This window comes from Halogranum roseipondis (assembly GCF_059695585.1).
The window spans coordinates 382475-396515 of sequence record NZ_JBUEED010000008.1 but is presented as its reverse complement, the minus strand read 5'-3'; the positions used below and the strand labels follow the sequence as shown (position 1 = coordinate 396515).

7 protein-coding genes are annotated in these 14041 nt (G+C 52.3%); 4 read left to right on the top strand and 3 right to left on the bottom strand.

Annotated elements, in window-relative coordinates:
- The first annotated feature begins 114 nt into the window (after positions 1–114).
- From EOHIBHHM_RS25770 to EOHIBHHM_RS25755, 4 genes are read left to right on the top strand one after another with little or no spacing between them, the layout of a single operon-like run.
- Entirely contained in the window at positions 115–3411 is a 3297-nt protein-coding gene (locus tag EOHIBHHM_RS25770; protein WP_497259044.1) for an ATP-binding protein, read from the top strand.
- Positions 3408–4025 carry a DUF7680 family protein gene (locus EOHIBHHM_RS25765; protein ID WP_497259042.1) on the top strand — a complete coding sequence of 206 codons (618 nt, stop codon included), beginning with the start codon at positions 3408–3410 and terminating at the stop codon, positions 4023–4025. The genes EOHIBHHM_RS25770 and EOHIBHHM_RS25765 overlap by 4 nt, the downstream gene beginning before the upstream one ends.
- A 16-nt stretch (positions 4026–4041) precedes the next feature.
- A complete protein-coding gene (locus EOHIBHHM_RS25760; protein ID WP_497259040.1) occupies positions 4042–6939 on the top strand; it encodes a DUF1156 domain-containing protein in 2898 nt (965 codons plus the stop codon).
- On the top strand, positions 6940–10575 hold the full coding sequence (locus EOHIBHHM_RS25755) for a DEAD/DEAH box helicase (RefSeq protein WP_497259038.1): 3636 nt from the start codon (positions 6940–6942) through the stop codon (positions 10573–10575).
- A gap of 506 nt (positions 10576–11081) precedes the next feature.
- Here EOHIBHHM_RS25755 and EOHIBHHM_RS25750 read toward each other — a convergent pair.
- From EOHIBHHM_RS25750 to EOHIBHHM_RS25740, 3 genes are all read right to left on the bottom strand, one after another.
- Positions 11082–12023 (bottom strand): hypothetical protein, encoded by a 942-nt coding sequence (locus tag EOHIBHHM_RS25750; protein ID WP_497259036.1) that lies wholly within the window; start codon positions 12021–12023, stop codon positions 11082–11084.
- A gap of 295 nt (positions 12024–12318) precedes the next feature.
- Positions 12319–12936 carry a hypothetical protein gene (locus EOHIBHHM_RS25745; RefSeq protein WP_497259034.1) on the bottom strand — a complete coding sequence of 206 codons (618 nt, stop codon included), beginning with the start codon at positions 12934–12936 and terminating at the stop codon, positions 12319–12321.
- 6 nt (positions 12937–12942) lie between these two features.
- On the bottom strand, positions 12943–13809 hold the full coding sequence (locus tag EOHIBHHM_RS25740) for a DUF4747 family protein (RefSeq protein ID WP_497259032.1): 867 nt from the start codon (positions 13807–13809) through the stop codon (positions 12943–12945).
- Between the last annotated feature and the right edge of the window lie 232 nt (positions 13810–14041).

Here is a 14041-nt window from a genome sequence, read left to right as displayed (position 1 = left end):
ACGCGTCCAAGATTGGACAAAAACACAGCTTGAGGAAATCAAAGAGCAAGAGGAACATACATCTATTGACTCTGTCATTAAATCGCTTCTCAAAGAGCAAGCCACAGACTCCAAATGAGCGACTCAACATCCACTACGACACACCGAAGCGACGTTCCAGAGATTTTCGACACCTGCGAACCACGCCAAGACGTTCTTACTGGCGCACTCGCCGAAGACCAGTTCGCTGCCAGTCTTGCAGACGTTGCCCACAGTAGCGACGCCCCCGACGTCTATGCTGATCCTCATCTTTTCTTTGAAAAGACATACCCCACCGGCGGACTTCAAGAACTACTCACTCGCCTCGCTACCCGCTTTGTCGGCACGCACACCGACGACTACACTGGAACGAACGGCATCCTTCGCCTTGACACCAGCTTCGGTGGGGGGAAGACCCACAATCAGATTGCTGCCTACCATCTTGCCGAGTCGCCTGGTGCTGTCCCCGACCTCTCAGAATTCATTACCAATCAGGACATCGCCGACGAATACACCGACGCCGCCGCCCTCGGACTTAACGTCAACACTGCTGTCTTTGTCGGGACACACGTCGACGCCGAAGATGCGCGTTCAAACTACGACGATCCGAACGCGCCCGCGACGAAGACCATGTGGGGCGAAATGGCTTACCAGCTCTTCGGACGTGATGGCTACGAGTTCCTCCGAAAGAACGACGAAAACCGCACACCACCGGGGACGACCAAACTTGAACGTCTCTTCGAGCGCAATGATAACCCCTCGCTTATTCTTCTCGACGAGATCGCCGCTTACCTTGAACAGGCCGCCGCCGTCGAGATTGGTGATTCAACGCTTGCGAAGCAGACAAACACGTTCCTGATGTCGTTGCTCTCCGCAACACAGAATAGCGACAAGGTCACTGTCGTCCTCAGTATCGCAGATACTGCCTTTGCTGACCAAGCCGAAGACGTCCGTGGACTCGTCTCTGAAGCGATTTCCGAGTTCAACAGAATCAACGACCGCGTCGAAGGTTCTATCACACCGACTGACGACAACGAGATCGCAGCTGTCCTCCGCCACCGCTTGTTTGAAGACGTCGACCCAACCGGTCGCGACGCGACTGTGGACGCCTACACGTCGTTTTACGCTGGCGATCGTGATTCCTTCCCGGAGAGTGCAGCGAGTCCAGAACATCGCGAGCGTCTCAAAGATAGCTATCCAATCCATCCGAGTGTCATCGATACGCTCACTGAGGAGCTCGACTCACTGCCCTCCTTCCAGCGCACTCGGGGTGCCCTCAAACTCCTTTCACGCGGTGTCTACCGCCTCTGGCAACAGCGGGACGAGAACCAAACCCGACATTTCGTTCGGCTGTTTGACCTCCACCCAGCCGATGGCGACGTCCGTTCGACACTACTTCGGCTGTTCTCGTCGGTCGATATGGACTTCGAGGCGGCGATTAAAGCCGATATCCACTCCGAAGATGGAACAGCAAACGCCGAAGAAGAGGACCGCAACTGGGTCAAAAATGGTCATCCCCCATTCGGCACCCAGCTCACCACGACGATTCTCTGGAAGAGTATCGTCAAGGGTGCCGATGGACGCGGAACTACGCGTCGTCCACTCCGACATGCCATTGCCAACACCGAAGTCGAGTTAGCGCATTACGATGATGCGCTCAACAATCTCCTTGGAGGCGGTCGGCGGTCGGCATGTTTCTATCTGCATGGAGATAATGGTGAGAAGATTCAGTTCAAGTCAGAGCCGAACCTGACAAAACTCATCGATTCCGTCGTTGGCCAACTCCAAGACGGGCTTGCACGACGGCACCTTGAGGAGGCCCTTGACGAAGCCCTTGGCCAAGGGAGCCTCAACGTGGTTGTCGGTCCTGAGGAGCCACACGAAATTCCAGATACGGCCGATGAAGCCCATCTCTGTGTGATGGACTTCGATACGGTCAAAATAACCGACTACGAGGCCATTCCGGAGACGATTCAGACCTTGTTCAAAAACACGGCGTCCTCACGTGGGGGACAGAAGACGCCGCGTGTGTACAAGAACAACGTCGTTTTCCTGGCAGCGAGTGCGAACGATGTAACTGATGCGGAACGCACCGCAGAACGCGTTGCCGCCATCAAGCACATTCAGGGCCATCTTGGCGACCAATACGAGCTCAACACTGAGCAACAGGACAAGCTCGGAGAACGGCTGGATAGCGCGAAAGGCACGCTCGATCAGGATATCAAAAAAGCATACACACACCTCTACTTCCCTACTGGGAACGGACTTGGGCATCGGAACGTGACGACCGACAGCACCATCCATCAGAGCGTTATCGAGAAGCTCGATGAGGCTGGTGCAATCATCCCCGAAGGAGAGGGGGCTTACGGTGTCGATTGGTTCAAGTCGACGATCTGGAACGTCGGTGCCACGTCGATGACGACACGCGCAATCGAGGAACAGTTCGGGAAGCGGCAGGACGCAGAGATTCTCTTGTCACCGATTCCGCTACGAAAGACGCTTGCCCAGCTCGTTCGTGAAGACGGCTACGCCTACTGGGACGACGAGCAAAACACCGGGTACTACACATCTGAGACGACGCTCACGACGGACGATCACGACCTCAACGACGCAAAGAATCTCCAGGCAGGCCTGCGGTATCAAGACGTCAAGCTCTCGCAGTCGCACACTCTCTATACATCGCTCGACGAATTAGTTGCCGACGTCGGGAGTGCACTTGAGTGGGACGAATCCGACGACGGGGAGACAGAAGAGGAAACGACGGGTGAAGATGGCGATGATGACGTCACAAGCGGTGGTGGAGATGATGGTTCGGACGGCGGTGACGAACCCGAGCCGTTCAGCAAGCTCTTCGAGGTTCATACCTCGGAACCGGCACATGTCTCGCGTGCGCTCCAGGAGATGCGCGCGGATATCGCTGATAAACTCACCAGCGCTCGCGAAGAGTACGACGGTCACCCGGACGAGCTGACGCCTCTCGTCGAGGGCGTGTGGATTCACATCGATGGTGCTGATGCGTGGAAAGGGACGTGGTTCACTGCGAACAAACTCAGCAATTCTGAAGATTTCGCGGATAACACCACGATGGACTTCGAGTATGAGGCCGACGACGGTACCGACTCAAAATCGGTGTTCAACGTCGATTTCGTCGGGCGCCCGGATGTCTTCGCAAGCCATCTTCGGTTCAACATGGAACCAGAGGATCTCTCGAATCCGGACGGCGGTCGCACCGCCGAAGCCGAGTTCGCTATTGAGTTCGCTGAGGGAGACACTCGGCTCTATGGGGACACGTTCGACGCTCTCGATGATCTGCTTGCAGTCGACAATGCGTTCACTGTAACAATGCACGCCCAAATTCGTGTGGACGAGGCAAGCGAGGTAACGGAAGTATGAGCCATGGACTCGCCGAAGGCAACTCGTTTGCCTTTACGACTGGTGCGTACGGGAATCGGCCCACATTCGTATTGACACGTGAACGGGTCGGCGACCAACACGAAATTACGCTGTACGAACTGGCTCCCCGAGATATCGCGACTGCCCGCCGTGAGCGATTCGAGAGAGCACACAAGTCTGTGAACGTCGCAGTCTGCGAGCTAGATGATGCGATTATCGGGGAGAAGTCGCCATCTGAGCTTCCAGGTGCAGACGATACACCATACGACTGGGGTGGCTGGTGTGCAATTCGTATCGCCACCTTACGTGGCGGAGCGTTCAACGAGGTGAGCTACCTCATCGAATCGACCTTCCGTGAGCTGAGTCTTGATCCCGAAATCGTCTGCACAGGCGACCCAGCAAGCGTCAGCCTCCCAGAGGCAGCTGGTGTTCGGCTTTCAATCGCGTTCCGTGCGATGAAGCCGATGCGTCGCCGAGACAGGCTCCGAGAGGTCGCGAAAGGCATCGACCAGATGAGTCTCGGTGAGTGCTACTACTGGCACGCCAAGGCTCGCTCACCGTCCTCTCCTAGTGGTACGAAAGCACTCCGAGTACTGCTTGCTGATCATATCTGACGATATCTACGATACTATGAACGACTCTCATACGACATCCGAGACCAAACGCGAATCCGATGAAGAGTACACCTCGTTGGCAATCGAGGGAGAACTCCCCCTGAAGGCAGTAGGGATCGAGAATCTCAAGGAAGCGAACCCGAAGCACATGCCACCGCATCGGTACATTCATCCGTGGTTCGCTCGGCGTCCAACTCCGGCTGCTCGGCTCGCAATCCTTGGGTCGGTTATAGAGGAAGGGACGAGTGCCGATGAGCTGTTGTCCCTGATGCAAATCGGTCCCGAGGGCCTAGAAGAGAACATTAGCGAGTACGTTCAGGAGCGCAAGACGACCGAAGGAAATCGCGACGGCACTCTCGGCGAATGGTACGGCTATCCGAGACCGTTTACGCAGTCTCCGACCGAAGATGAGCTCGCGGACCTACACGCATCGTTGCAAGAGACGTGGGATGGTGAGTTACCAACAGTCTTAGATGCGACGGCTGGCGGCGGAGTGATTCCCTTCGAGTCAATCCGCTACGGCTTGCCGACAATCGCGAATGAACTGAATCCGGTTCCGTCGGTGATTCTGAAGGTGATGTTGGAGTACGCACCGGAGGTAGGGTCGCTCGAAAATGAACTCTACAAGTGGCGAAACGAGATTCAGAAGAAAGCGAGCGAGGAACTCAAAGACCTATATCCGACAAAACGGGATGGCCGTGAAGTACTGGCATCAGCCTGTACGTACCATATCCAGTGTGAGTCGTGTGCCGGAACGGTTCCATTGGTACCCAAGTGGTGGCTTCACAAGCGTAGCGCTAACGAAGGCGTCGCCATTAAGCCGCACTACGAAGACGGGGATGTGTCGTATGAGTGTGTCGAGCTAACAGAAAGCTCGAGTACAGACTTTGACCCATCCGAAGGGACAGTATCGCGCTCGGATGTGGAGTGCCCACACTGTGGCGTGATAATCGAGTACGAAGAGACTCGGGAACTGCTGAAGAACGGTGAGTTCGAATACCAAATTTACGGCGTCAAGTACGACGACCCCCGTGGTGGCTCGGGGTATCGCGCGGGAGATGATCTCGACCAGCAGGCCCTCAAGGGTGCCGAAGAGCACATCGAATCTGATTTCGATCTGCTCACGTTCCTCTCAGAAAAAGTCGAAGTGAGTAGTCGTATCACTGACCCGGCAACATATGGGATGGAAGAATGGCGAGATATCTTCAATCCTCGCCAGCTTGTCTCGCACTACGAGTATTGTAACGCGTTCCAAGAATGTGCCAAAAAGATCCGCGAGGAACATGATCTTCGTGAGGCAGAAGCCATCCTGACGATTCTTACGATATCTGCCAGTAAGATGATTGATCGGAATTCACGGATGTCTCCGTGGGACACGGGGAGGGGATATCCTGCAAACATGTTTATGTCGCATAATTACTCCTTCCGGAGAGTGTTCTGTGACAATAATTTGGTCTCCGAGACGATGGGGTATGAAGATACCTCACGAAAGGTCATCGACTGTTACGAGGAACTTGTGGAGATGACCCAGGGGCGAGACGCCGCAGAAGTGTATTGTGGTGATGCCGCCAATCTCACGTCGGAAGTTGGAGAGAATTCCGTTCAGGCAGCAGTCGTTGATCCACCATACTATGATAGCGTTATGTACGCCCAGCTCGCTGATGGCTTCTACGTCTTACAGAAGGCGTATCTTAGCGATACCCTCTCAGAGTTCTACACCTCAGAACTCACGAACAAGGCTGATGAAGCTGTCGCGAACACCTCCCGATTTGAGGGGCTTGACGGTGAGAAGTCAAAGAAGCAACTCGCAAAGGATGATTATGAGGAGAAAATGGCAGACATCTTCTCTGAGCTCTACGCGACACTCGAGCCCGGCGGCGTCCTGACTATTATGTTCACCCACAAAGAGACCGATGCGTGGGATACGCTGTCGATGTCGCTCATCGAAGCCGGGTTCACCATCACCGCAACACACCCGATTACGAGTGAGATGCCAAACCGCGTCGTGATGCGTGGAAGCCAGAGCGCCGACAGTACAATCCTTCTTACTGGACGGAAACCGATACACGAAGAGGAGGACACAGGCGGGGCAACGCTCTGGGACGATGTGAAATCCGAGACTCGGTCAGAAGCAAAGGATGCCGCGCGAAAGCTCCTTGATTCCGGTCTGAGTCTAACCAAGACGGATACGATCATTGCAGCGTTCGGCCCAACCCTGCGCGTGTTCGCCGATAACTACCCTGTCGTGGATAAGAAAGGAGACGAAGTTCCGCCACGCGATGCTCTTACCGCCGCCCGCGATGCCGTCGCGGAAGTCCTTGCTGAGCGGTACCTTGACACGAAAGGCTTCGACGATATTGACGGACTCACGCGCTGGTACGTTCTCTCGTGGCTCATTTATGAGTCTGACACGATGCCGTATGATGAAGCTCGACAGCTTGGTATCGGGGTTGGTGTCAACATCGACGATGTGAAGCGTGATACCAAAATCTGGGGGAAGAGTAGCGGTGACGTCCAACTCAAGACCCACTCCAATCGTGTTCAGGACATCGTTCTCCTCGAGAACGGGGAGAGCGTCTCAACTCGCAAATACCCAGTAAACCCGACTGACGAACGGTTTAGTCATGGTATCGATATAGTCCACTCTGCCATCCATGTCTACGAAACCAAAGGGCCAGAAGCCGCCTGGGAGTGGCTGTCTGATCGCGGGCTGAAGAACGACAAGCGATTCCGTACTACCGTCACTGCACTCCTCGAAGTACTGCCATCAGAGCACGACACCGCAGAAACGCTTCGAAATATGCTCTCGGGCCGAACCGGCGAGTATCTGGATATCGATATCAGCAACATCAATCTCAACGTCCGCGGCGAGGACGACGAAGACAGTCAAGCAGCCCTCAATGAGTTCGAATAAATGACCCTTAGGGACGTCTCATGGGAGCCGGTGTACGAGAGCGAGTTCCGGACCAACCGGACGCTCATGGAGACGTTCTACCGGCCATTCCTCAACGAAGTCATTCGGTATGACCGGCTGGCTGGATACCTTAGCCTGCGGAGTCTCGCACACGCTCTCGAAGGCATTGACTCCCTGCTCGAAACAGATGGGACGGTCCGTGTAATTGCTGGTGCTGACCTCCAAAAACGCGAGAAGGGTGCGATGTTCCCTGACGCAGACGAACCCCTCGAACCCTGGGTCGAGTCCCAACTCACCATCATTGCTACCCTCCTCGACCGCGGAGACCTCCAAATCAAAGTCGGCAACCCGAAAGGCGGTGACGGCCTCTTCCATCCAAAACTCGGCATCGGTGTCGATCGGGATGGCAGCAAAATCAGCTTCGAAGGGAGTATCAACGAAACACTCAGCGCATGGCAGTACAATTACGAACGCTTCAAAGTCCATCGCTCGTGGAGTCGCGGTGAAGCAAAATACGTCGAGGAAGACGTCTCGACGTTCAACGCCTTATGGAACGGCTTCCATCCTTCCGTCGATGTCTACCAGCTTGACGAAGCCGCACGCCAAGACCTCATCGACTGGAAGGATACTGACGGAACCCTGGAGGAACACGTCGAGCGCATCAAGAACCACGACCCTCGGACCACACTCTCCGAAGACGACACTGCGAGTGTTGTCTCACTCGCTGGGCGTACACCCGGTGGAATACACCTCGCTGAAGAGATCAGCACCGTAACCCCTTGGCCACATCAACGGACAATCTCCGATACGGCAGTCAGTATCTATCCCAACAATCTGTTGTTCTGTGATGAAGTCGGTCTCGGCAAAACTATTGAAGCGGGTCTAACGCTCTCGCGATTGATGCAGATCGGCGAGATTGAGAACGCCCTGTTTTTGGTTCCTGCAGGGTTGGTCCAACAGTGGCAGAACGAACTCCTTGATCGATTCAACATCCACGCGTACTACCACGAACGGTCCTACGACGGCGACTACATGGTCGGTCCACTCGGGAACGCACAGGATAACCGCATCCCAATTACTGGAACCGTCGACGCAGATGCCTGGGAAAGGACGCCCATTGGTTCGTTCACAACCGAGAGAGACGAGCCGACGGTCATTATCGAGTCGTGGCACACCGCCCGCCGCGAGAACAACCAAGCACACGTGGCGCCACAAACGGGTGAAGACGTGTGGGATCTTGCGGTAGTAGACGAAGCACACAGCGCTCGCGAAGAGACGAAACTTTACAGTCTCCTCGGACAGGTTGAAGACATCTCTCGATGCCTCTATGCACTCACCGCGACGCCGATGCAATTGAACATCGGTGAGCTCTACGATCTCCTCAGACTGTGCGATCTCCCAGAAGGTTGGGACGACAAAGACCGGTTCGTTGAGTTCTTCGAAACACGCGGCGCACTTGAGGACAGCCTGGACGCCGTAGGGTCTCACTATGAGAACATCATCGATGGGCAACAACAAGTCCTTCAGCAGTTCCAGAGAGAACTTGATCTCGAAGAGGGCGAGGGGCAGCCCAGAATCGAACGCTTTGGTCAGCTTCTCCACGAGCACTTGGCGTCGAATCCCGGCTATGACAACCAGTCGAACGCGTTAGTCGATTCGACAAAGACTGCGTCAATCCAACAGCAAAAAGCCCTTGAAAAGCTCGTTGACGTGCGAGAGACGTCAGCTCGGTTCGACAATCCCCGCTCACTGATGTTCGACTGTGGCCCTGCTGAATGGAGCGCGCTCGTTGAGGCGTCTCAGTGGGCAACCCCGGTACAATCCCGTATCTTCCGGAATACGCGGGCGGTTCTAGAACAGTGCCAAGACCTCGAGTTACTTACAGACACAGTTCCGACGCGAGACGTCGAGACGAAGCGGATCGAGCTGGGCGATGCAGAGCCACTTTACGACCAGGTTGAGCAGTATATCGACCAGACATATAAGAAGTCACAGAAGGTGCTGACTGGGAAAGAGAAGCTTGCGTTAGGATTCGTGATGACGACCTACCGCCAGCGGCTCACGAGCAGCCTCCACGCGATTCGTCAGAGCTTGCAGCGTCGGATGGAGAGACTCGACGAGAAAGTCGAAGACATGACCGAGGAGGTCTCTGATCTTAGTAAGGACTCGGGCGTGACGGAGGCGACGATTGACGAGACGATTGGACAGACATCGCTTGACGCCTACCAGCCAACGAGTGGACAGGCATCGAATGTGATTCAGGCTGAACGCGCTGCTCTCCAAGAGTTCGTTGATGACCTCAACCAAGCACACACAGACCCGAAGGTGGCGCAACTCAGGCGTGACATCCGATCGTTACGCCAGAGTGCGCGGGACAACATTATCATCTTCACGCAATACCACGACACGCTCGAACATATTCGAGAGACTCTCACCGATACGCACCCGAACGTTGGCACGTATAGTGGTGGTGGTGGAGTACAGTACGATGAACAGACTGGAGACTGGGTTGATGTTGGGAAGGAAGCGATCAAGCGTGATTTCACCGATGGTAAGACGAACATCCTGATCTGCACGGATAGCGCGAGCGAAGGTCTCAATCTCCAAACAGCTGACGCGCTGATTAACTTCGACTTGCCGTGGAATCCAATGCGCGTCGAACAGCGGATTGGGCGTATCGATCGGATTGGGCAGAAGAACGAGGTTGTGAAAATTATCAACTATGCCTACAAGGACAGTATCGACGGCGACATCTACGAGGAGTTGGAGGGACGCTTGCAGTTGTTCGAGAATGTGGTCGGACCAATGCGGCCAGTCCTGAACAGTATCGAGAAGGATATTAAAGACGCAGTGATGGGCAGCACCGATGAGGGTGGTGTTAACTCTACCGAGCAGGTGATTGAAGAGGCAGACGCTCGAGCGAAGCGTGCGCAAGAGAAAGCCGAAGAGACCGGGTTGGAAAGCAACGCTACTTCGGCAACGACGCGTGAGGCGATTATCGAAAGTGCTGGACTAGATGGGTGGGAACCGCATTGCTACCCAGCGTTTGCAGAAATCGGGACGGGGAATCGGGAGTATGAACCAACTGTGAGCTTGGAAACGATTGAAACGCTGCTTACGCAAAGCGACCGCCTTGAAGAATCTAACTGGAAATTCACTGCCCTTCGAAATCATAACCGTGCAGATGACTTCTCTGAAGTAGTGGATGATGCATACGTGCTTGAGATTCCGGACAGAGATCCGGTCGCTGTGCCGGATTCCTTCGGTGAGACGGCACAAGCCGAACTCAGTGACGGGGATGGGGTTGTCGTGACATTCTCGCCAGTCATTTCTGAGAAATTCTCGTCGATTCGGTTATTGTTACCTGGGGATCCACTGTTCGGAGTACTTATCCAGAACATGAGACCCGAAGAACTAGACGTGATAGAGTTTGTATGCGGGACACTTGGGGAAAGTGGTTCGGAGGTCACTACCGAAACCCACATCGGAGACGCGTTGAACGCAGATGTTGTTCAGCCAGCCTCTGCAAATCAGGCTGTAAGGAGCTTACTTGGAGGGAATGAGCTGATAACCGCTCCTGATGAGTCTGAACAAACGGTCTTAAGATGGCTGTCGCGACTTTCAGCTTCTGAATAAGGCAGAGAGATTATTTCAGTTGACCTTTAGGGTTCGTTAAAAAAGATAATTGTGGCTATCAGACATGACTTCTGGAAATCCCACTATTCCACGCACAGAAGACACTCACTATGAGGGGCTAACCGCTCCATAGTGGATTACATCGCAGCTGTCGTACCAGCACCACCTACAATTAGACACGGAGTTTATTATCATGGGCTCTGAACAGTTGTCTGATGACGGAGACTGAAAGGAGATTCCGTGTCGACGAATATGTCGATGACCTTATATGGATAGAATTGTTGGAAGGAAAAAAGAGTGGTCTCCAGTTTGCGGTCCCCATCTCCCACAAACAGTACGATGATTCCCTTCAAAAAGAGATCAACAATCTAGAACCCGGAGATCGAATCACAGCGACGCTAGTAAGTGAGAATGAACGCAATACGGCATGGCGATTCACATCGGTCGACAAGCAGCAACGAGGCCGAGTGGCACCTGCAGACGACTAATTGTATTCGTCGCTCCTTTCAGTTTCGTTCTCGTCGTCGGAGAATCACAAAGTAATCGACGATGAGATACATTACGAACTGTCGCTGATACTCAACAGTAAGTCGCCAAAAGGCAGCGAGCGAACAGATTGCGACGAGGGAGATACCACGGAGAGAATAGTTAGACAATAGGTACGGTTCATTTTGAGGGATCTCTATGAAGGAATAAATGGGATCAACGACTCCAGTCACATATCCTACAATAATAAGAGAAACAATCCAGATTGAAACCCACATTCCACGGTGATAGTTCCGAATAGCCTGAAACCTATATGACCTTGAGGGGGATTCTACGTCGTCAACTTCACTCGAAATCATCCGGTGTAGTTGCTCATAATCGTCTGTGTCGACATCTAAGCTATAGGTGTCACGTAAATCCCGCCATACACGGTTCGTATGATGCAGATCGCCAATACTGTCTCCTCTTGGAACCCAAATCCACCACACAAGTGGTCCGACAACCGCATATACGCCATGAGCAACAATCTCGATAATAGACGCTGCTCGAGATTGAAACCAGCGTGTCGGATGCTTACAAATTCGAATCAGGATGACAAAATAGGGTTCATCAACAGAACTGAGACGGAAATCAACCAACCCACCCATCTCTTCATCTGAATCTGTCTCGCCAGTCTGCGTCTCGGTGTCGGATTCTTCTACGTCAGTCTCCAATGGGTTTCGGACCTCGTCCATCGTATTCTCGAAAATCCGTCTATCTCCCGTTGCGCGGGAGGCATACCACTGGACAGCGTAACCGAGTGATAAAGCAATAACTGCATAGATCAAATATTCCCATGGAGCAGTCGGAACCGGAGGGTCGGCAAAGAGCAACAATAATCCAAGTAAGAGTACTGCTCCTGGAATGAATACGCCGAGGATATCGTAGAGATTGAAAACCCGAAGCGGGCGGGCCGAAGACATTACTTCAGTACCTATTTTCACCATGCTAGGTATAGATTACTATAACTGACTGGTATTCTAAATGACTAAATTTTGGGGTGTGTTCCACCTCAGTCAGATAGTAACTTCCTCAGTTACAGTAGTTTCCACTGTTAGACATATTAATAAACAAAACTCACTTGCATACAGCTACGGAAACAGTGGGATCAACAAGTACGAACACCGGTGTGCCGATCGTATTCAAAACCCGGACACAACTAAAGGTAGCCATAGTTCAGCAGATTAGAGTAGAAGCAGCGAGCCTCGAGAAAAGCAGTTACTCTCGTTTTTGACCCTCTTCTGTGCCGTTCTGACCACCAGCCTGCTCTAAGTGACGCAGAACAGTCAATAGCTCTTCTTGTGAGAGAGGCTCGCTATGATTATCATCTTTTGATTCTGAAGTCTTCTCGCTATCCAGTTGCTGTTTGATGAACTCTCCGCGCTGAAGCGCATACCGACTAATTAAATTCACTAGACTCCCAAGTGAAAATATCATGAATACGAATAACGTGATGAGGAGAATCATCCCAAAACCATCATATACAATATAATTTAGTAACATCGACATAATTAACACAATAAGCGGTAAAAAGAGATTAAACTGAAAGACAGTGATAATATTATCATATTCACCGACCTCCTTCCATGCATATACGAACATTTTATCAGTGAATGAGGTAATAATTGTCAGTCCGGTCAGTACGATTGCGAATAGAGATGCTGAAACACGAACGAATGAAGAGAGCATATCTGAAGCGAGTTCTTGAGGAAATGACCCACCACTCCAAACCATGATGAGGGAAAATGTAATGACAGCTGCAAAAGTATCAAGTCCCACAAATAAGCCGCGGAACCCGAGATTGGCTAATCGCTTCAGAAGACTAGGTTCGTGCATTATCCCTCAATTCCCAAGTTCGGATATGGCGTCACGGATTGCATCTCGTAATTTGTCAACGTTAAGATCGTCGCTATCACCAATTTCCACTCTTCCTTTAATAGGGATTTTGTCGGTGCTTACTTGTTTGTCGTTTCCATTCTCGTCCTTCCCTTCAATATGGGCTTTGCCGTAGCCTTCTTCTGCCAAACTCAACCCGCCATCAAGCAGCGGTGTGCCCCGCACATCGATTCCACCTTCTTCCTCGTCACCTTCCGCGTCGAAATCGAGGTCTTCAATGCCACTTTCTTGGAGGAATCGATCCATTGGCTCAGATCGGTCAGTGCTGTTCGGATTCGTTGGATGGAGGTTTTTGAATTGGAGTTCTGTAAATGTCGCAAACGAATCTAATTCAACACTGAGCTCATCTTTATCAACGAGAGGCGACATAGATAATGTTTCTTCACCATCATGATAGACGTTGAAGGATTCACGGACAATGCGATAGGGTGCTTTTGGACCGATGGCTGTTTTGTATTCATATGCCATCACCATCTCCTCTAAATCAATAACAAAGAAAGCAACCTTCGGATCCTTACGTTTTATTGGAATATAATCACGTTGGGAAGAATCCTTTTGTCGTCCGGTGTCTTCCTGTTCTTTCGCGATTCGACCAGCAATGAAGGTGTTTCCGACAATTGGGTCTGAAAACCCCCAATCTCCTTTGTTAGCTAACCCAGGTTTCCCTGATTCCCGGAGTAGTTGGTTGACTTTAGTGTCGAAATCAATCACCTCCAGTAGTGCCTCCCTCCGCCGTTCATGGCCGGTTCGTCTGTCCGTATAATGGTTGAGTTTGGTTTCAAAACTCAGTCGGGCGAACCTGATAGATCCCATTGGTAACAATATAGTACAGATTTGCGAAATATTTCTTACGATATTATAGTGAATTACACACTAGAGACAATCAGTATTCTTTCAGGAACCATCTCTGTGTTTACCACTTTCAAAACCTTTCCCGGTATCTACCAACCTATGAATCCCGAATAGTGGGACTAGTGCCGCTTCAGTCAAGAAATGCTAGACAAAACCGGTAGACACAACGGAATCAGATCTACCGGTTCACGGT

Bases quoted from the DNA above. Each gene is read 5' to 3' on its own strand.
- EOHIBHHM_RS25770 (WP_497259044.1), top strand. From the start codon at position 115: ATGAGCGACTCAACATCCACTACGACACACCGAAGCGACGTTCCAGAG.
- EOHIBHHM_RS25765 (WP_497259042.1), top strand. From the start codon at position 3,408: ATGAGCCATGGACTCGCCGAAGGCAACTCGTTTGCCTTTACGACTGGT.
- EOHIBHHM_RS25760 (WP_497259040.1), top strand. From the start codon at position 4,042: ATGAACGACTCTCATACGACATCCGAGACCAAACGCGAATCCGATGAA.
- EOHIBHHM_RS25755 (WP_497259038.1), top strand. From the start codon at position 6,940: ATGACCCTTAGGGACGTCTCATGGGAGCCGGTGTACGAGAGCGAGTTC.
- EOHIBHHM_RS25750 (WP_497259036.1), bottom strand. From the start codon at position 12,023: ATGTCTTCGGCCCGCCCGCTTCGGGTTTTCAATCTCTACGATATCCTC.
- EOHIBHHM_RS25745 (WP_497259034.1), bottom strand. From the start codon at position 12,936: ATGCACGAACCTAGTCTTCTGAAGCGATTAGCCAATCTCGGGTTCCGC.
- EOHIBHHM_RS25740 (WP_497259032.1), bottom strand. From the start codon at position 13,809: ATGGGATCTATCAGGTTCGCCCGACTGAGTTTTGAAACCAAACTCAAC.